At 64.1% G+C, this 19,288-nt stretch carries 18 protein-coding genes; 16 read left to right on the plus strand and 2 right to left on the minus strand.

Features of this window, described 5'->3' with window-relative positions; translation table 11 throughout:
* The first annotated feature begins 60 nt into the window (after nt 1-60).
* The 14 genes from PRJ_RS14500 (at nt 61) to PRJ_RS14565 (ending at nt 16,334) form a co-directional block, all read left to right on the plus strand.
* Nucleotides 61-369: a hypothetical protein gene (locus PRJ_RS14500; protein WP_104961773.1), complete on the plus strand. Its 309-nt coding sequence runs from the start codon at nt 61-63 to the stop codon at nt 367-369.
* A 49-nt stretch (nt 370-418) separates the two neighbouring features.
* A complete protein-coding gene (locus PRJ_RS14505; protein ID WP_104961774.1) occupies nt 419-970 on the plus strand; it encodes a YbhB/YbcL family Raf kinase inhibitor-like protein in 552 nt (183 codons plus the stop codon).
* Nucleotides 971-1,524: 554 nt separating this feature from the next.
* Complete coding sequence (locus tag PRJ_RS14510) at nt 1,525-2,586, plus strand: 3-deoxy-7-phosphoheptulonate synthase (RefSeq protein WP_104961775.1); 1,062 nt, start codon at nt 1,525-1,527, stop codon at nt 2,584-2,586.
* An 80-nt stretch (nt 2,587-2,666) separates the two neighbouring features.
* Nucleotides 2,667-2,948 carry a peptidylprolyl isomerase gene (locus PRJ_RS14515; RefSeq protein WP_003248318.1) on the plus strand — a complete coding sequence of 94 codons (282 nt, stop codon included), beginning with the start codon at nt 2,667-2,669 and terminating at the stop codon, nt 2,946-2,948.
* A 142-nt stretch (nt 2,949-3,090) separates the two neighbouring features.
* On the plus strand, nt 3,091-4,890 hold the full coding sequence (locus PRJ_RS14520) for an extracellular solute-binding protein (RefSeq protein ID WP_104961776.1): 1,800 nt from the start codon (nt 3,091-3,093) through the stop codon (nt 4,888-4,890).
* Entirely contained in the window at nt 4,887-5,945 is a 1,059-nt protein-coding gene (locus tag PRJ_RS14525) for a microcin C ABC transporter permease YejB (protein WP_104961777.1), read from the plus strand. The genes PRJ_RS14520 and PRJ_RS14525 overlap by 4 nt, the downstream gene beginning before the upstream one ends.
* On the plus strand, nt 5,945-6,961 hold the full coding sequence (locus tag PRJ_RS14530; RefSeq protein WP_020190943.1) for an ABC transporter permease: 1,017 nt from the start codon (nt 5,945-5,947) through the stop codon (nt 6,959-6,961). The genes PRJ_RS14525 and PRJ_RS14530 overlap by 1 nt, the downstream gene beginning before the upstream one ends.
* A gap of 59 nt (nt 6,962-7,020) precedes the next feature.
* Nucleotides 7,021-8,403 (plus strand): sigma-54-dependent Fis family transcriptional regulator, encoded by a 1,383-nt coding sequence (locus tag PRJ_RS14535; protein ID WP_104887575.1) that lies wholly within the window; start codon nt 7,021-7,023, stop codon nt 8,401-8,403.
* A gap of 225 nt (nt 8,404-8,628) precedes the next feature.
* Nucleotides 8,629-10,020, plus strand: coding sequence for a GntP family permease (locus PRJ_RS14540; protein WP_104961778.1), 1,392 nt, complete (start codon nt 8,629-8,631; stop codon nt 10,018-10,020).
* Between the two features lie 10 nt (nt 10,021-10,030).
* Nucleotides 10,031-10,801, plus strand: coding sequence for a 3-hydroxybutyrate dehydrogenase (gene hbdH, locus PRJ_RS14545; protein WP_010953972.1), 771 nt, complete (start codon nt 10,031-10,033; stop codon nt 10,799-10,801).
* A gap of 55 nt (nt 10,802-10,856) precedes the next feature.
* Nucleotides 10,857-11,336 carry a serine protease inhibitor ecotin gene (gene eco / locus PRJ_RS14550; RefSeq protein ID WP_012052429.1) on the plus strand — a complete coding sequence of 160 codons (480 nt, stop codon included), beginning with the start codon at nt 10,857-10,859 and terminating at the stop codon, nt 11,334-11,336.
* Nucleotides 11,337-11,428: 92 nt separating this feature from the next.
* Nucleotides 11,429-13,381 (plus strand): acetoacetate--CoA ligase, encoded by a 1,953-nt coding sequence (locus tag PRJ_RS14555; protein WP_104961779.1) that lies wholly within the window; start codon nt 11,429-11,431, stop codon nt 13,379-13,381.
* Nucleotides 13,382-13,468: 87 nt separating this feature from the next.
* Nucleotides 13,469-13,744 (plus strand): peptidylprolyl isomerase, encoded by a 276-nt coding sequence (locus PRJ_RS14560; RefSeq protein WP_014860332.1) that lies wholly within the window; start codon nt 13,469-13,471, stop codon nt 13,742-13,744.
* 112 nt (nt 13,745-13,856) lie between these two features.
* Nucleotides 13,857-16,334 carry an autotransporter outer membrane beta-barrel domain-containing protein gene (locus PRJ_RS14565; protein ID WP_104961780.1) on the plus strand — a complete coding sequence of 826 codons (2,478 nt, stop codon included), beginning with the start codon at nt 13,857-13,859 and terminating at the stop codon, nt 16,332-16,334.
* Here PRJ_RS14565 and PRJ_RS14570 read toward each other — a convergent pair.
* A complete protein-coding gene (locus PRJ_RS14570; RefSeq protein WP_012052432.1) occupies nt 16,331-16,954 on the minus strand; it encodes a LysE family translocator in 624 nt (207 codons plus the stop codon). The two genes, PRJ_RS14565 and PRJ_RS14570, sit on opposite strands and share 4 nt — an antisense overlap.
* 131 nt (nt 16,955-17,085) lie before the next feature.
* Between PRJ_RS14570 and PRJ_RS14575 the strand changes: the two genes are divergently transcribed.
* Nucleotides 17,086-17,895: an AraC family transcriptional regulator gene (locus PRJ_RS14575; RefSeq protein ID WP_104961781.1), complete on the plus strand. Its 810-nt coding sequence runs from the start codon at nt 17,086-17,088 to the stop codon at nt 17,893-17,895.
* A gap of 83 nt (nt 17,896-17,978) precedes the next feature.
* Nucleotides 17,979-18,593, plus strand: a complete 615-nt coding sequence (locus PRJ_RS14580; RefSeq protein WP_020192416.1) for a LysE family translocator — start codon at nt 17,979-17,981, stop codon at nt 18,591-18,593.
* Here PRJ_RS14580 and PRJ_RS14585 read toward each other — a convergent pair.
* The gene (locus tag PRJ_RS14585) at nt 18,541-19,266 is read right to left on the minus strand and encodes a serine/threonine protein phosphatase (RefSeq protein WP_104961782.1); all 726 of its coding nucleotides are present in this window, start codon (nt 19,264-19,266) and stop codon (nt 18,541-18,543) included. The two genes, PRJ_RS14580 and PRJ_RS14585, sit on opposite strands and share 53 nt — an antisense overlap.
* Nucleotides 19,267-19,288 lie beyond the last annotated feature (22 nt).

Raw genomic sequence — 19,288 nt, forward strand, 5'->3', positions numbered from 1 at the left:
GCACCCCGCCAGCAACTGCCAGCCAAACGAATGACAGATCTTGCACAAAGGAGAAGTCCCATGATCCGCATTCGCCCGCTGTACCTGAGCCTGGCGCTGGCCCTGACCAGCCTCACCGGCGCTGCCTTCGCCGCCACCGACACCCATACCGACAGCCATCCGCAAACTGACCAGTCCGGCGGCAAGACCGCCGGTGAAGGCAGCAGCGTCAACAGCCCCGGTAGCAGCAAAGGTAACGACAGCAGTGACACAGGCAGCAACGCCGATGCCGCCGACGGTGCCACTGGCGGCTCCAACAGTACCGGCGAAGCCACTGGCTCTGGTGCCGGGGCCAGCGGAGGTACTGCCGAGGACCAGGACAGCCGCTGAAGCAGACCTGAACTAGACTAAGCCCTTGACGCCCTGCCAAGGATTGACCATGCACCTCAGACACTGGCTGTTCGCTGCTTTGCTGCCCTGCACAGCGTTAGCCGCCGCAGGCGGCCAAGGCGCGATGTCGGTCAGTTCCTCGTCTTTCACCGATGGCGGCGTCATTGCCCTGCAACAGGTCGGCCAGGACCCGGCATGCGGGGCCGGTGAAGAGCGGACCCCGCAACTGAGCTGGGACAACCTGCCCGCAGGTACGCGGTCGCTGGCCCTGATCATGTTCGACCCGGACGGTGGCAAGGGCGTGGGTGTGGTGCACTGGGTGGCCTACAACATCGATCCCGAACACGATGGGCTCAAGGAAGGCATGGCGGGGTTGAGCGGGCCCTACGTGACAGTGGGCCGCAACTCCCGTGGCACCCAGAGCTACCGCGGCCCCTGTCCACCCGCCGGCGACAACCCCCATCATTACGCCCTGACCCTGATTGCCACCGACCTGCCCTTGGGTACCTTGCCCGAGGGGCTGGACCGCAGCGGCCTGCTGCAACTGCTGCAAGGCCACGCCCTGGGGGCGCAGAGCCTGGTCGGACGTTACGGCCATTGAACCAGTCAGTACAAAAATAAATGATCGGCCCCATAGCATTTATCCATTGAATGGCCCGCACGAACTGAAGTAAGCTCGGGCTCATTCACTGGAGAGCAACATGCCGAAACACACCCGCAACCACGCCAACCACACCGGTCGCAGCCTGCGCCCTGTGCTGGCCGTTGCCGGCTGCGTGGCACCTGCCAGCTATTACTTTGGGTATTGGTTTAGCCACTAGGCGCCGATACCCACCCGGCGTCCACCTTCGAGGGGCCGCCGAACATGAGAATACTCAAACCCCCGGTCGGCTTCCCGACCGGGGGTTTTGTTTTTCAGACCTTTGACCAACACCGATTCACTTTGAGGACAGATTCATGAACTACGCCACTTATTACTACGCAAACACCTGCGCCTGGCGATTTAGCCAATCCCGTTCGGGCCAGCCTGCCGCCTCCGATCGGTCTTCTACAGGTGGCAATGCAGCAGCCAATACGAATTCAACGATCTGTCGAACACCTCGATAGGGCCGACCATGCGGGCTTGAACCCGCTGTCCGCCCAGGGAAAAACGCCATGCACGCTTCCAGCCTCGCCCTGCCCCTGACCCAGCCGCAAGCGGCCAACACCACTGTCAGCAAACGCCTGCCCAGCCCGCACCTGCTCAAGCAGCAGATGCCACTGCCCAGCGAACTGGCCCAGCAAGTCCAAGCCCATCGCCTGGCCATCCGCAACATCCTCGAAGGCCGCGACCCGCGCCTGCTGGTCATCGTCGGCCCCTGCTCGATTCATGACCCACGCTCGGCCCTTGAATACGCCGACCGCCTGGCCGCCCTTGGCCGCGAAGTCAACGACAAGCTGCTGCTGGTGATGCGCGCCTACGTCGAAAAACCACGTACTACAGTGGGCTGGAAAGGCCTTGCCTACGACCCGCACCTCGATGGCAGTGACGACATGCACTCGGGTATCGCCTTGTCTCGCGGGCTGATGCTGAGCATGATCGAACGCGGCCTGCCGATCGCCACCGAGTTGCTGCAACCGATGGCCGCCGGCTACTTCGACGACCTGTTGGCCTGGGCGGCGATCGGCGCACGCACCACCGAATCGCAAATCCACCGCGAAATGGTCAGTGGCCTGGAGCTGCCGGTCGGCTTCAAGAACGGTACGGACGGCGGCATCGCCATCGCCAGCGACGCCATGCGCAGCGCTGCCCACCCGCACCGCCACTTCGGTATGGATGCACAGGGCCATCCGGCGATCATCGAGACCTTGGGCAACCCGGACACACACCTTGTGCTGCGCGGCGGCCACAAAGGCCCGAACCACGATGCCAACAGCATCGCCATGGCCCGTCAGGCGTTGGCCAAGGCCGGCCTGCAGGCACGGATCATGGTCGATTGCAGCCACGCCAACAGCGGCAAGGACCCGGCGCGCCAGCCAGCGGTCTTCAATGATGTGCTGGAACAGCGCCTGGCCGGCGACCGTTCGCTGGTCGGCGTCATGATCGAAGGGCACTTGTTCGATGGCTGCCAGGCGCTGGGCAAGGGCACACTGAAATACGGTGTGTCGATTACCGACGGCTGCCTGGGCTGGGCCTCCACCGAAACCCTGTTGCGTGAGGCGGCACAAAAACTGTAGGCCGAAGGTTGTAAGCCTGGCGAGACATACCCCGGACAAGTGCGCTAGGCTTGCCTTTTTACCCCCAAGGAGCAGTACCCATGGCCCGTGCAACCGCCCGCCACATTCTGGTCAGCAGCGAAGACAAGTGCAACGAACTCAAAGCCCAGATCGAAGCAGGCGCCGACTTCGCTGAAATCGCCAAAGCCAACTCCACCTGCCCGTCCAGCCGTCAGGGCGGTGACCTGGGCTCGTTCGGCCCAGGCCAGATGGTCAAGGAATTCGACACCGTGGTCTTCAGCGCCCCGGTCAACACCGTGCAAGGCCCGGTGAAGACCCAGTTCGGCTACCACCTGCTGGAAGTGACCAGCCGCCAGGACTGATTCACCCCTCCCGGTGATCAGCCCCCCTGTGGGAGCGGGTTTACCCGCGAAGAGGCCAGACCAGACAACCTCGTTGCCTGCTCCGACGCATTCGCGGGTAAACCCGCTCCCACAAGTATGGTGGGGGCTTGTATTTTCGTGCATGGGCTTTACGGTCCAGGCCGCTCCCACCCACGCCCTCACGGTCTACGGTGAAGCCCCCCGCTACGCCGCCAGCTTCCGGCATTTCGACTATGTAAACCCCTCCGCCCCCAAGGGCGGCATCTTGCGCCGTTCGGCCATCGAGATCGGCCAGTTCGACCACATCCTCCCCTATATCGACAAAGGCATCGGTGTCAGCGAAGTCGATGGTCTGTTGTACGCGCCACTGGCGGTACGCTCTTACGATGAACCCTATACCGTTTACGGCCTGATCGCCCGGCGCATGGAGCGCGGCCCCAATGATGAGTGGCTGCGTTTCGACATCGACCCACGCGCCACCTTCGCCGATGGCAGGCCGGTGCGCGCCGAAGACGTGCGTTTCACCTTCGAACTGCTGATGAGCAAGGGCAGCCTGAAGTACCGGACCCAGTTCGCCGACGTGGCCCGCGTGACCGTAGAAAACCTGCACAGCGTGCGATTCGACTTGAAGCCCGAGCACGGCCGCACCCTGGCGCTGGACCTCGCCAGCCTGCCGGTAATGCCCGAGCACGACTGGCAGCACCGCGATTTTGCCAACGGTGCCGGCTTCGACAAGCCGGTTGGCAGCGGGCCATACCGCATCGGGCGCATCGACAACGGCCGCAGCATCACCTTCGAACGCGACCCGACATGGTGGGCGCGTGACCTGCCGGCCAGCCGTGGCCGCTACAATTTCGACAAGCTGCGCATCGAGTACTTCGGCGACACCGAAGTGGCGCGCCAGGTACTCAAAGGCGGTGGCTACGACTACAACCGTGAGTTCTCCGCCACGGCCTACACCTTGGGCTACAACGGTGCGCAACTGGACGACGGCCGCCTGCAGCGCGCCCACCTGGGCCCGGCCAAACCGCAGGTGGCCCAGGGTTTCGTGTTCAACCTCGACCAGCCGCAGTTCAAGGACCGCCGTGTGCGGCAGGCGCTGGGTATGTTATGGGACTTCGAGTGGAGCAACCGGCAGATGATGCGCAACCTGTACATCCGCCAGCAAAGCGTGTTCTCCAATACGCCGTTGGCCGCTCGCCAGTTGCCGGATGCGGGCGAGTTGAAGCTGCTCGCCCCCTTGCGCGGCCAAGTGCCAGATGAAGTGTTCACCACGGTGTTCACTGCCCCGGTCACCGATGGCTCGGGGATCATCCGTCAACAGCAGTTGCAGGCCCTGGCCCTGCTCGAACAAGCCGGCTGGCACCCCGAAGGCGACCGTCTGGTCAATAACCAGGGCACGCCGCTGGCGTTCACGTTCCTCAATGGCCAGGCGGGCCTTGAACGCCTGCTGCTGCCTTGGAAGCGCAACCTGGCCCAGATCGGCGTGACCCTGAACATCCGCAACGTCGACTCGGCCCAGTACGTCAACCGGCTGATGGCGCGCGATTACGACATGATCGTCACCGGCTACCCGGTCACCTTGTCGCCAGGCGCCGAGTTGTACAACTACTTTGGTTCGGCGGCCGCTCACGACCCTGGCTCGAACAACCTGATGGTCCTGCAGGACCCGGCCGTAGACCACCTGATCGACGGCCTGGTCCGCGCCGACACCCAGGCCGACATGCTGCGTCACGCCCATGCCCTGGACCGCGTGCTGCAATGGAATTACTACTGGATCCCCAACTATTACCCGCCGGGCAGCTCCACCGTCTGGTGGAACCGCTTCGGCCTGCCCAAGGTCCAGGCTACCTATGACGAGGGCCTGGACACCTGGTGGGAGGTAAGCCCTACCCCGCTGACCAACGCGCAGATGGCCGAACGCCGGAAGGCCTCGCCATGACCGCTTATATCCTGCGCCGTCTGTTGCTGATCATCCCGACGCTGCTGGCAATCCTGCTGGTCAATTTCGCCATCGTCCAGGCCGCGCCGGGTGGCCCGGTGGAACAAGCCGTGGCGCGCCTGCAGGGCATCGGTGGCGGCGCACCCGGCGCGCGAGCTGAAGTGGTCCATGGCGAATCCCGGGCCACACGCGGCCTGGACCCAAAACTGATCGAAGAGATCAAGCGCCAGTATGGCTTCGACAAATCCGCCCCCGAGCGGCTTTGGTTGATGCTCGGCCAATATGCCCGGCTGGACTTTGGCAACAGCTTCTTCCGCGGCGCCAAAGTCACCGACCTGATTCTCGACAAGTTGCCGGTCACCCTGTCGCTGGGCTTCTGGGCCACGCTGATCACCTACCTGGTGTCTATCCCGCTGGGCATCCGCAAGGCGATGCGCCACGGCAGCCGCTTCGATGCCTGGAGCAGCGCGTTGATCGTGATCGGTTACGCCCTGCCTTCGTTCCTGTTCGCCCTGCTGCTGATCGTCCTGTTTGCCGGCGGCACTTCGCTCAACTGGTTCCCGGTGCGCGGCCTGGTCTCGGACAATTTCGACGAGCTCAGCCTGCTGGGCAAGGTCGCCGACTACTTCTGGCACCTGGTGCTGCCGGTCGCGGCCCTGGTGATCGGTGGGTTCGCCACCCTCACGTTGCTGACCAAGAATGCCTTCCTCGACGAGGTTTCCCGCCAATACGTGGTCACTGCCCGGGCCAAGGGCCTCAGCGAACGCCGCGTGCTGTATGGCCATGTGTTGCGCAACGCCATGCTGCTGGTGGTGGCCGGGCTGCCACAGGCGCTGATCACCGTGTTCTTTGCCGGCTCGTTGCTGATCGAGGTGATCTTCTCGCTCGATGGCCTGGGCCGCATGAGCTATGAGGCCGCCGTGTCGCGGGACTACCCGGTGGTGTTCGGCACGCTGTTCATCTTCACCCTGGCGGGCCTGCTGATTCGCCTGATCGGGGACCTGTGTTACACCCTGCTCGACCCGCGCATCGACTTCGATACGAGGGCGCACTGATGCTATCGCCCCTGTCGCGCCGTCGCCTGCAACGTTTTCGCCGCCACCGCCTGGGCTGGGTGTCGCTGTGGTTGTTTGCCGGCCTTCTGCTGCTCAGCCTTTGCGCCGAACTGGTGGCCAACGACAAGCCACTGCTGCTGGGCTACAAGGGCAATTTGTACGTTCCGGCGCTCAAACGCTATACCGAGCAGCAGTTCGGCGGGCAACTGCCGTTTCAGCCCGACTACCGCAGCGCCTATGTGCGCCAACTGATCGCTGAACAGGGTGGCTGGATGCTGTTCGCACCTATCCCGTTCAGTGCCGACACACCTAATTACGACCTGCAGGTGCCCACCCCCAGCCCGCCCAGTGCCAGCAACTGGCTAGGCACCGACGACCAAGGCCGGGACGTGCTGGCGCGGGTGCTTTATGGCACGCGGGTATCGCTGCTGTTCGCCTTTGCCCTGACCGTGGTCAGTGTGCTCATTGGCGTGGCGGCGGGCGCCCTGCAAGGCTACCACGGGGGCTGGGTCGACCTGCTCGGCCAGCGCTTGCTGGAGGTATGGTCGGGGTTGCCAGTGTTGTATCTGTTGATCATCCTCAGCGGTTTCGTCGAGCCGGATTTCTGGTGGTTGCTGGGGATCATGGCGCTGTTCTCCTGGCTGACCCTGGTCGACGTCGTGCGCGCCGAGTTCCTGCGCGGGCGCAACCTGGAGTATGTAAAGGCTGCGCGGGCGTTGGGGTTACCGGACAGTCAGGTGATGTTGCGGCATATCTTGCCCAATGCCATGAATGCCACGCTGACCTATGTGCCGTTCATGCTGACCGGGGCGATCACCACACTGACCGCGCTGGACTTTCTGGGCTTTGGCATGCCAGCGGGCAGCGCCTCGCTGGGCGAGTTGGTGACCCAGGGCAAGCAGCACCTGGAGGCACCGTGGTTGGGCTTTACCGCGTTCTTTGCGCTGGCGGTGATCCTGTCACTGCTGGTGTTTATCGGGGATGCCTTGCGTGAGGCGTTTGACCCCCGACGATGAGTTTTCAGGCCTGGCCTTTTCGCGGGCTTGTGCCAATACATGATTCAGGATGTTCACCCATGCACGACAGCGACAGCCTCAAGGACTACCCCCAGGTACGGCAACTGGCGATCCGCTCGCTGTTCGAGATCATCGAACAGTCCAGCGAGGGCACGGTGATCGTCGACCGCCAGGCACGCATCGTCTGGATGAACGAACGCTACGCCCGACGCTTTGGCCTGGCCGACGCTGCCAGTGCCATCGGCCAGCCCTGCGAAACGGTAATCCCCGGCAGCCTGATGCGCGACGTGGTGAGCAATGGCCGGCCCATCCTGCTGGACATGCTCGACACGCCGAACGAGCCGTTGGTGGTCATGCGCCTGCCCATCCACGATGACCAGGGCGCGCTGATCGGCGCCATTGGCTTTGCCCTGTTCGACGAACTGCGCAGCCTGTCGCCGCTGCTCAAGCGCTACGCCAGCATGCAGCAGGAACTGGCCTCGACCCGCTCGCAACTGCGCGCCCGCCAGGCCAAATACAGCTTCGCCCAGTTCGTAGGCAGCAGCGCGCCCAGCCTGGAAGCCAAACGACGCGCCCGGCGTGGCGCCGGCAGTGATTCGCCCGTGTTGCTGCTGGGCGAAACCGGCACCGGCAAGGAGCTGCTGGCCCACGCCATTCACGCAGCGTCGGCACGGGCACACAAAGCTTTTGTCAGCATCAACAGCGCAGCCATCCCGGAGACGCTGCTGGAAGCCGAATTCTTCGGTACTGCGCCGGGTGCCTTTACCGGCGCCGACCGCAAGGGCCGCAGCGGCAAGCTGCAACTGGCCGAAGGCGGCACGCTGTTCCTCGACGAGATCGGCGACATGCCGCTGGCCCTGCAGAGCAAGCTGCTGCGGGTGCTGCAGGAAAAGGAATACGAACCGGTCGGGTCGAACCAGATGCTGCGCAGCGATGTGCGCATCATTGCCGCCACCTCCATCGACCTGCAGGCTGCCATGGCCCGCGGGGCCTTCCGCGCCGACCTGTACTACCGGCTGAATGTGCTGCCGATCGATGTTCCGCCGTTGCGGCAACGGCTGGAGGACCTGCCCGCGCTGTGCGAGGCCATATTGGCTGAGCTGGGCAGCCAGTACGAGTTGGAAGCTGAAGCGCAGCAACTGCTGGCCAGGCATGCGTGGCCGGGGAACATTCGCGAGCTGCGCAATGTGCTGGAGCGCGCGACCCTGCTGGCGGATCAGCCCCGGTTGGGGGTTGCGGACCTGCGTGCGGCATTGGGGCCATTGAGCCCGCTGGCTGAAGCGCCCGTGCGGCAGAGCTACCGTGAGGCCTGCGAGGCCTTTGAACGCGGCCTGATTGCCGGGGCGCTGGCCGAACAGGGGGGAAACGTGCCAGAGGCAGCAGCAGCCTTAGGGCTGGGGCGGTCGACGCTGTACAAGAAGATGGCGGCACTTGGTCTCTGATTGGAGACTTTTGTTTCTGATTTGAGATTACCGCCAGAGCTCCGCCCTTAACCACAGGCAAGCCAGCGATGGGCTGTAAGGCAGCCCATGGCGTCTCTGAATGTAGACACAGACTTCTAACAAAACCCTTTAACCCTTACAAATCAGCCAGTTACATAGTTGGCACGATTCCCGCTATCTCCTGCTCAACGATAAAAACAAGACTCACCCAGGAGACCCACCCCGATGACCGTGCTCATCGCACTCGCTGCTTTGGCCTTGCTGATGCTGGCCGCCTACCGCGGTTACAGCGTAATCCTCTTCGCCCCCATCGCCGCCCTCGGCGCTGTCCTGCTCACCGACCCTGCCGCCGTCGCCCCTGCGTTCACGGGGGTGTTCATGGAAAAAATGGTCGGTTTCATCAAACTGTACTTCCCGGTATTCCTGCTGGGGGCGGTGTTCGGCAAGCTGATCGAGCTGTCCGGTTTCTCCCGCTCGATTGTCGCCGCCGCCATCCGCCTGCTCGGCACCCGCCAGGCGATGCTGGTAATCGTACTGGTCTGTGCCCTGCTCACTTACGGCGGTGTTTCGCTGTTCGTGGTGGTGTTCGCGGTGTACCCGTTCGCCGCCGAAATGTTCCGTCAGAGCAACATCCCCAAACGCCTGATCCCGGCCACCATCGCCCTGGGCGCATTCTCGTTCACCATGGACGCCCTGCCCGGCACCCCACAGATCCAGAACATCATCCCCAGCACCTTCTTCAACACCACTGCCTGGGCCGCACCGTGGCTGGGCCTGATCGGCACGCTGTTCGTGTTCTTTACCGGCATGGCCTACCTGCAGCGCCAGCGCAACAAGGCCCTGCGCGCCGGTGAAGGTTATGGCACCGACTTGCGCAACGAACCGGAAACCGCTGCCGACCTGAGCCTGCCCAACCCTTGGCTGGCGCTGTCGCCGCTGCTACTGGTGGGGGTGATGAACCTGGTGTTCACCCACTGGATACCGCATTGGTACGGCCCCAGTCACAGCCTGCAATTGCCAGGCATGAGTGCACCGGTACAAAGCGACGTGACCAAGCTGACGGCCATCTGGGCTGTGCAGGCCGCGTTGCTGGTGGGCATCCTGATGGTCCTGGTATGCGCCTTTGGCGCCATTCGTACACGCCTGGCCGAAGGCACCAAAAGCGCGGTGGGTGGTGCCTTGCTGGCAGCCATGAACACCGCTTCGGAATACGGCTTTGGCGCGGTAATCGCCTCGCTGCCGGGTTTTCTGGTGCTGGCCGATGCCCTGCGCAGCATCCCCAACCCCTTGGTGAACGAAGCCATCACCGTGACCTTGCTGGCCGGCATCACTGGCTCCGCTTCGGGCGGCATGAGCATCGCCTTGGCAGCCATGGGCGACACGTTCATCGCCGCCGCCCACGCGGCCGATATCCCGCTGGAAGTGCTACACCGGGTAGCCGCCATGGCCAGCGGTGGCATGGACACCCTGCCGCACAACGGCGCGGTGATCACCTTGCTGGCGGTGACCGGCCTCACCCACCGCGAGGCCTACAAGGACATTTTTGGTATTACCCTGATCAAGACCCTGGCGGTGTTCGTGGTCATCGCCACGTTCTACGCCACTGGCATCGTCTAAGGAGCATTGCATGACCCTTGAAGGCAAAACTGCACTCGTCACCGGTTCCACCAGCGGCATTGGCCTGGGCATCGCCCAGGTATTGGCCCGGGCTGGCGCCAACATCGTGCTCAACGGCTTTGGTGACCCGGGCCCCGCCATGGCGGAAATTGCCCGGCACGGGGTGAAGGTTGTGCACCACCCGGCCGACCTGTCGGATGTGGTCCAGATCGAGGCTTTGTTCAACCTGGCCGAACGCGAGTTCGGCGGCGTCGACATCCTGGTCAACAACGCCGGTATCCAGCATGTGGCACCGGTTGAGCAGTTCCCGCCAGAAAGCTGGGACAAGATCATCGCCCTGAACCTGTCGGCCGTATTCCATGGCACGCGCCTGGCGCTGCCGGGCATGCGCACGCGCAACTGGGGGCGCATCATCAATATCGCTTCGGTGCATGGCCTGGTCGGCTCGATTGGCAAGGCAGCCTACGTGGCAGCCAAGCATGGTGTGATCGGCCTGACCAAGGTGGTCGGCCTGGAAACCGCCACCAGTCATGTCACCTGCAATGCCATATGCCCGGGCTGGGTGCTGACACCGCTGGTGCAAAAGCAGATCGACGATCGTGCAGCCAAGGGTGGCGATCGGCTGCAAGCGCAGCACGATCTGCTGGCAGAAAAGCAACCGTCGCTGGCCTTCGTCACCCCCGAACACCTTGGTGAGCTGGTACTCTTCCTGTGCAGCGAGGCCGGTAGCCAGGTTCGCGGCGCCGCCTGGAACGTCGATGGTGGCTGGTTGGCCCAGTGACGGGCGGCCTGGGCCTGGCGACGGTCGCGCATTCGTTTATCAGCAAGGAGGCCTTATGCGCCCTACCCCAATGACCGCGATTCTGGCCCTGAGCCTGGCCGCCGCCGCACCTGCGATGGCCGCCAGCCTGAAGGACATCGCGCCCTACCCCGAGGCGGAAAAAGGCTTCACCCGGCAGGTTATCCACCTGCCGGCCCAGGCCGACGAGTCGGCCTATAAACTGGAAATCCTCGCTGGCAAGACGCTGCAGGTCGACTGCAATCGTCAGCGCCTGGGCGGCAACCTTGAAGCACGCACCCTGGAAGGCTGGGGCTACAATTACTACCGCCTGGACAACGTCAGCGGCCCGGCCAGCACGCTGATGGCCTGCCCGGACGGCAAGAAGACCGAGGCCTTCGTGCCGGTGGTCGGCGATGGCTTCCTGCTGCGCTACAACAGCAAGCTGCCGGTGGTGGTGTATGTGCCCAAGGATGTCGAAGTGCGCTACCGCGTGTGGTCGGCATCGCAGGATGTGCAGAAGGCTAAAGTAGAGTAGGCAGGACCGCTTTCTCTGCAGGGTCAGCCTCTTCGCAACACGAGGCTGATCCTGCCCTGAGCCTGCTTTTGTTCCGGTAAAGGAGATTCGGCATGAACGATGTGCTCTGGCGACCGTCCACAACGCAGATCGAGGCCAGCCGGATGGATGCCTTCCGCCGCCGGGTCAACCTGCGCTACAACCTGCAACTCAACGACTACCAGGCCCTGCACGGCTGGAGCATCGAACAGCGGCCCGCCTTCTGGCAAACCCTGGCCGAGTATTTCCACGTGCATTGGCATACCCCGCCCAGCCAGGTGCTCAGCGAAGGGCCGCAAATGCCCGATGCGCAGTGGTTCGCCAATGCCACCCTGAACTTTGCCGAACACCTGCTGCGCCGCCGCGACGACCGCCCAGCCGTGGTCGCCGTACGCGAAGACGGCCAGCGCGAAGTGTTCACCCATGCCGAACTGGCCGCACAGGTGGCCGGGCTGCAAACGGCATTCAAGGCGGTAGGTATCGTCCCAGGCGACCGGGTAGCCGCCATCATGCCCAATACCTGGCAAACACTGGTGGCCATGCTCGCCTGCACCAGCCTTGGCGCGGTCTGGTCTACCTCCTCGCCCGAGTTCGGCGTGCACGGCATCATCGACCGCTTCGGCCAGATCGAACCCAAGCTGCTGATCGTCTGCGCCGGTTACGAGTATGCTGGCAAGGCCATCGACCAGGTGACCAAGGTCAACCAGGTGTGTGCGCAGTTGCCTGGCCTGGAGCACCTGATCGTGGTGCCCCATACCCGCAAAGGCACGCGTGCCGATGAATTCCAGGCAGCCAACGTCAGCCTGTGGGATGACTTCTTCCAGCCCGGCGGCGAGCCCCGTTTCACCCCGCTGCCGTTCGACCACCCGCTGTACATCCTCTATTCCAGTGGCACCACCGGGGTGCCCAAGTGCATTGTCCATCGCGCCGGAGGCGTGCTGTTGCAACACCTCAAGGAACACGGCCTGCACAACGACCTGAAGGCCGATGACGTGCTGTTCTACTACACCACCTGCGGCTGGATGATGTGGAACTGGCTGGCCAGCGGCCTGGCGGTGGGTGCCACGCTGGTGCTGTACGACGGCTCGCCGTTCCATCCGGGCCCCGAGCGCCTTCTGGACCTGATAGAGGCCGAGGGCATCCACGCCTTCGGCACCAGCGCCAAGTACCTGGCGGCACTGGAGCAGGCAGGCCTGGAACCTGCCAACAGCCACTGCCTGACCAGCCTGCGGCTGCTGCTGTCCACCGGTTCGCCGCTGTCACCGCACAGCTATGACTATGTATACGACAAGATCAAGGCCGACCTGTGGCTTGTGTCCATGTCGGGCGGTACGGATATCGTCTCCTGCTTCGTGCTGGGCAACCCGACCCTGCCTGTGCGTCGCGGCGAAATCCAGTGCAAGGGCCTGGGTATGGCGGTGGAGGTGTGGAACGAGCAGGGTCAGCCCGTGGTGGACGACAAAGGCGAACTGGTGTGCACGCGCAACTTCCCCTCGATGCCACTCGGTTTCTGGAACGACCCGGACGGTCGCCGTTACCACGATGCCTACTTCAGCCAGTTTCCGGGGGTGTGGGCCCAGGGCGACTACGCCGAGCAGCGTGCCAGCGGGGGCATGGTGATCCACGGTCGCTCCGACGCAGTGCTCAACCCGGGCGGTGTGCGCATTGGCACGGCAGAGATCTACCGCCAGGTGGAAAAGGTCGAACAGGTTGTGGAAAGCGTGGCCATCGGCCAGGACTGGAACGGGGATGTGCGGGTGGTGCTGTTCGTGCGCCTGCAAGACGGCCTGCAGCTGGATGAAGCCTTGCGCCAGCACATCCGCCAGGTGATACGCCAGTACACCACGCCCCGCCATGTGCCGGCGGTGATCGCCCAGGTCAGCGACATACCGCGCACCATCAGTGGCAAGCTGGTGGAACTGGCGATTCGCGATGTGGTGCATGGGCGGCCGGTGAAGAACACCGATGCCCTGGCCAACCCGGAGGCGCTGGAGCAGTTTCGCGATCGCGCTGAGCTGAAGAGCTGACATTCATCGCGGCCATTTGGGCGCGATCGCTTCAACGGGATTCAATCAGGCATAATGCCGCCTTTTTCCCCGATGCACAGGTAGCCCATGAAAGCCCAAGCCCGCCACATTCTGGTCAAGACCGCTGACGAAGCCGAAAAGCTCAGGCAGCGCATCGCCAACGGCGAGGCTTTCGACGTGCTCGCGAAAAAGTTCTCTCTTTGCCCATCCGGCAAGCGTGGTGGTGACCTGGGCGAAATTCGCCCGGGGCAGATGGTCGGCGCCATCGACCAGGTGATCTTCAAGAAGCCTCTGCGAGTGGTACACGGGCCGATCAAGAGCAAATTCGGCTACCACCTGGTGCAAACGTTCTACCGCGACTAATGCGCTAGCCCTTTGCCACCTGACATTTTTGCCAGTTGTGGTCGTGACGCACTCCTCTATACAACCCCGGTAACCCTGTGCACCACGCGTGGTGCGCAGGTCTCCCTGGAGAATGGAGGATTTCCTGATGCGTCTACGCCTGATGCTGACCCTGGGTTCGCTCCCGCTGCTGGGGATGGCCTCGCCCGCTGCACACGCGGCTTGTACCTTCTCACCCGGCCCGGGTAACGACACCTACACCTGTGACAGCGGCACTGCGCCCTCGCTGGTGGACACCAGCGGTGATAACCGCCTGGTATTCCCGGCATCCGGTAGCGGCGCCATCACCGGCGACGTAACCTTCGGCGCCGGCAGAGACAGCATCGACATGGCCTCTGGCAGCGTCGGCGGAAACGTCAACCAAGGCGCTGGCATCGATGACTTCGCCATGAGCGGCGGCGTCATCGAAGGCAACCTCAACCAGGGTGATGGCCTGGACACCTTTCACATGACCGGTGGCTGGATCAAGGGCACGTTCGACAGCGGCGACTATGCCGAAATGGACGACGGGCGTATCGGCAACGTCAACATGCGGCTGGACGAGAACACCTTCATCATGCGTGGCGGCAGCGTCGACCGGAACGTCATCGCGGCCTTCGACAAGGACTACATCGAAGTCTTCGAGGGCAACATCGGCGGCAACATCAGCGTCAGCGGTGGCGACGACCAGGTGCTGGTGCACGGTGGCCAGGTTGGCGGCGATGTGTTGCTGAGCACTGGCAGCGACCGCTTCACCTGGGACGGTGGCCGTATTGGCGGGCGCGTGGATGCCGGGCCAGGTGATGACACGGCACTGCTCAAAGGCCTTACGCCCGAGGTGCTGAGTATCACGTTGGACGGCGGCGAAGGTAACGACAGCCTGACGTTCGATGCCAGCCAGCCGGCAGGCGGTGCCCACTATGTGAACTGGGAGCGCGTGGCGCTGAACAACGGCAGCCGGCTGGCACTGGATGACACGCTGGTACTGGGCGACAGTGACAGCAGCACGGGCAGCCTCACCCTCGACGCCAGCAGCAGCATCACTTCACGCCAAGGGGTGATCACTGCGTTTGCCCCAGGCCAGCGCGCCGCAATCAGCAACGCAGGCACACTTGACCTCACCGCCGGCAATGATGCCATGGGCCGCTTGCGCATCGAGGGCGATTACACCGGCAACAACGGCACCCTGCGCCTGAACAGCGTGCTGGCCGGCGATGGCGCTGCTTCCGATCGCCTGGTGGTCAGCCGCGGCGCCATCGCCGGCTCTACCCAGGTGCTCATCAACAACCTCAACGGCGCAGGTGCGGCGACAGCGCAGAACGGCATCCAGGTGGTCGAAGCCCGTGACGGCGCCACCAGCACGGCCACCGCCTTTGTACAGACCCAAAGGCTGTCGGCCGGTGCCTACGACTATCGGCTGTTCAAAGGGGGCGTCACTGCCGGCAGTGAAAACAGCTGGTACCTGCGCTCGACGCTGGTTGCGCCACCCGCTCCAGCCCCTGTGCCGGCACCGGGCGAGCCGCCGGTGATCGCCCCGGCCGTCACCCCGCCCGTCGCTGCGCCAGCGCCCGGCCAGGCCGAGCTGCCTGCGCCGGTGCAGGGCCAAAGCCTGCCGCTGTACCGCCCCGAGGTCCCGGTGTATGCCGCCGCGCCACGGGGTGCCGCGATCATCGCCCGTCAGGCATTGGGCACCTTCCACCAACGCCAGGGCGACCAGCTGTTACTGCAGGGTGAAAGCGCCCTGCCAGCCAGCTGGGGGCAAGCCTACAGCGGCACGCTGCGCCAGCAATGGAGCGGCACGGTCAGCCCGAGCCTGGATGGCGACCTCTACGGTTTCAAGGTGGGCCAGGACCTGTATGCCAAGGTTGGCGAGAACGGTTACCGCCAGCATGTCGGTATCTACGTAAGCCATAGCCGCCTGGACGCCGACGTCAAAGGGTTTGCCCTGGCCGTTCACGACCGCAGGGTGGGCGACCTGAAGCTCGATGGCGATAGCGTGGGCACCTACTGGACGCTGGTCGGGCCACAGGGCGCGTACCTGGACGCGGTGTTGCAGTACACCCGCCTGGATGGCCGCGCCCGCTCCGATCGTGGCGACACGCTGAACCTCGACGGCCACGCCTGGACAGCTTCACTGGAATTGGGCTACCCCATCACCCTGTCCGAGCGCTGGCGCGTGGAACCGCAAGCTCAGCTGATTGCGCAAAAGGTCGCGCTGGACAGCGCCAGCGACAGCGTCTCGCGCATCAGTCATGACGCCCAGGTCGAGCTGACCGGCCGCCTGGGCCTGCGCCTGGAGGGTGCGTTCACGGGGAGCAGCGGGCGCCTGTTGCAGCCCTATGCGCAGGTCAACCTGTGGCACGGCGACGGTGGGCGCGACACCTTGACCTTCGATGACGCAGACAGGATCAAGACCGATTACCGCTATACCTCAGTGCAACTGGAAAGCGGTGTGGTAGCGCAGGTCAACGAAGCGCTGAGCCTGCATGGCGGCGTGCAGTACACCGCCAACCTGGACAGCCGCCAGCAGGAAGCCAGCGGCGTTAACCTGGGCGTGCGCTGGCAGTTCTAGCGGCGCGCAGCCAGCAGACCGAGGCCCGCGCAACCCAGCAAGGACGCGCTGACCCGGTTGAACATCCGGCGTGGGCCGGGCTGGCTGAACCAACGCTGCATGTAGGCGCCCAGGCCTGAGTAGATGGCGATGGCCGCCCATTCCAGCAGCAGGAACAACACACCCAGCCAAAGGAACTGCTCACTCACCGGGGTGCTGCTACCGACCGAGACGAACTGCGGCAGGAAGGCGGTAAAGATCAGGATGGCCTTGGGGTTGCCGGCCGCCACCCAGAACTCCTGGCGCGCCAGGCGCCAAGTGCCGCCTGGGTGATCGCTTGCCACCACGGTCTCGCTCACGGGTGCGCGCCACAGTTGCCAGGCGATGTAGAACAGGTAGGCCGCGCCCACCACCTTGATGGCCAGGAACAGGTATTCGCTGGTATGCAACACCACTGCCAGGCCCATCGCTGCCAGGGCAATCATGCCGCAGAAGGCAAGGATCCGGCCGGCGCCGGCCACGCAGGCGGTGCGCAGGCCGTAACGGCTGGCGTTGTGCAGCGACAACAGGTTGTTTGGCCCTGGCGCCATGTTCAAGGCGAAGCAGGCGGGGATGAAAAGCAGCAGGCTTGAAAGGTCCATTCTCGTTTTCCTCTGACAACAGCCCTCTATTTCGGCGCGTTCCGGGTCCTGCGGTCAAGTAACAGCCAGCGATAAAAACTGTACGGGTTCACGGTACCTGATACCCTGCCGGCAATACCGAGGAGCCTGTAATGCCCCGTTCCCACGCCGCCCTGTGGCGCGATCCGGCCCTGGCACATGTCGAGAGCCGGCGCGCCTGCCACAGCCGGGCCTGCTACAAGGCCCACAGCCACCCGACGTTTTCCATCGGTGCGGTGGATGCTGGCCGCAGCCATTTCACCGGGGCTGCCGACGGGCAGCAACACTTGGCGCCCGGCACGCTGGTACTGGTTCCGGCCCACCGCGTGCATGCCTGCAACCCGGCCCCCGGCCTGGCGTGGAGCTATCAGATGCTGCATGTGGATGCCGACTGGCTGACGCAGTTACGCCTGGAGTCGGGCCTTGGCGGAATCGAAGCTGGCGAACCGGTGCGCATCTGCAGGGAGGCCGAGGTATATCGGCAGTTCTGCGCGCTGAACAGGTTACTGTTTTCCAGTGCCTGCAATGGCGAGAAAGATGCGGCGCTGATTGCCTTTCTGGGGGACCTGGACTTTTCCGCGCACCCACCGCTGGCAGCGGCCCCCGCCCTGCAAGCCGCCACCTTGAACGGGTTGCTTGCACGCATCGAACACCAGGACCCTGCGCAATTGAGCCTGGAGGTGTTGGCGCGGGAGGCCGGGCTGGGGCGCTATCAGCTGATCCGCGCGTTTCGTGCGGCTACCGGGTTCACGCCGCATGCCTACCTGCTCAATGCCCGGGTCAATCGTGGGCGGCAGCTATTGAGTGAAGGGCTGGCCCTGGCGGAAGTGGCCTACCAGCTTGGCTTTGCTGACCAGAGCCATTTCCAGCGGGTGTTCAAGGCCCATGTGGGGGTTACACCGGGGCAGTACCGCGGAAACTGAAGGCTGCTGCAGGTGCAATATTGTTCAATACGCCAGAACGGGCCCGGCAGCAGACTGCGGTTTTTTCCGTAGAGCAGCCCCTAATGCAACAATTCATGATCATCGCCCTGGCCCACTTCCTTGCCCTGCTCTCACCTGGCCCGGACTTTTTCCTGGTCGCACGCAACGCGATCAGCAGCGGCTGGCGCATCGCCAGCGGCGCCTGTTTGGGCATAGCGCTGGCCAATGGCGCGTTCATCGTCATCGCCTTCACCGGGCTTTCGGTACTGCAGCAGGGCAGCCTGCTGTTCAGCGCCCTGCAACTGGCCGGCGCCAGCTACCTGCTGTACATCGGCGTGCTGTTCCTGCGCCATGCCGGGCAAACCAGCCTGGGCACAGTCGCCGGCAGCCAGCGGGTGCATGGCTGGTGGCGCAGTTTGGGCATGGGCTTCTTGTCTGGCATCCTCAACCCCAAGAACGCACTGTTCTATGCCAGCCTGGCCAGCATGGTCGCCAGCGTCAGCCCCGGCTGGAAAACAGCCTACGCGCTATGGATGTTCAGCATCGTCCTGCTATGGGACTTGCTGGTTGCCGTGGCCATCGGCAACCAGCGGGTACTGCGGCGCTTCGCCAGCAGCCTGGCGTGGCTGGAGCGGGCCTCGGGGGTCATGCTGGTGATGTTGGCGGGGGCGTTGTTGCTGCATCTGGCTCGGGGCTGACCCGTTGCAAGGTGCGCATGTCGACCAAGGTGAAATGGCCGCTGGCCCAGCCCCCCGTGTCCAGGTGCCACACATTGCCCAGCAGCTTGGCCTCCAACACCGGGGTGTGGCCGACCAGCAGGGCTCGCAGGCCCTGCACCGGTTGGGTGTCTCCCTCTTTCAGGCGCCGACGCGACCACTGGCACACTTGGCGCACGTCAGGGTCGTCATCCAGCTCCAGCCAGGAGCGTAAGACTGTCCAGTCGGCAAACGGGCTGTCTGCATGCAGCAGACCGACCAGACCGTCCGCACTCTCCACTTCCATGGCAATCGGCAACTGCTCGAAACGCTCCACGAAACGCAGTTGCTCGCGCCGCGGCAAGTCAAGGAACCACCCCCCCCCGGCGGCGCGGTACATGCCCAGGTCGAGCCGCCCACCGCGCACGCGGGTGATTGCCAAGGCCTCATGATTGCCCTGGACGGCATGGAACCAAGGCTGGGCCAGCCATTCCAGCGCGGCTTCGCTGTGCGGCCCACGGTCGACCAGGTCACCCACGCTGAACAGGCGGTCCACCGCCGGATCGAAACCTACCGCATCCAGGCATTGTTGCAGGCGCTGGAAGTGGCCATGGATATCGCCCACGGCCAGATCCCGTCCCCGGATATTGGCGATCATCCGCCGAAACCGTGCCATTACAGTGTTCCTCCGCTGGTAG

Origin of the sequence: Pseudomonas sp. XWY-1 (assembly GCF_002953115.1) — a bacterium.
GTDB classification, from domain to species: domain Bacteria; phylum Pseudomonadota; class Gammaproteobacteria; order Pseudomonadales; family Pseudomonadaceae; genus Aquipseudomonas; species Aquipseudomonas alloputida.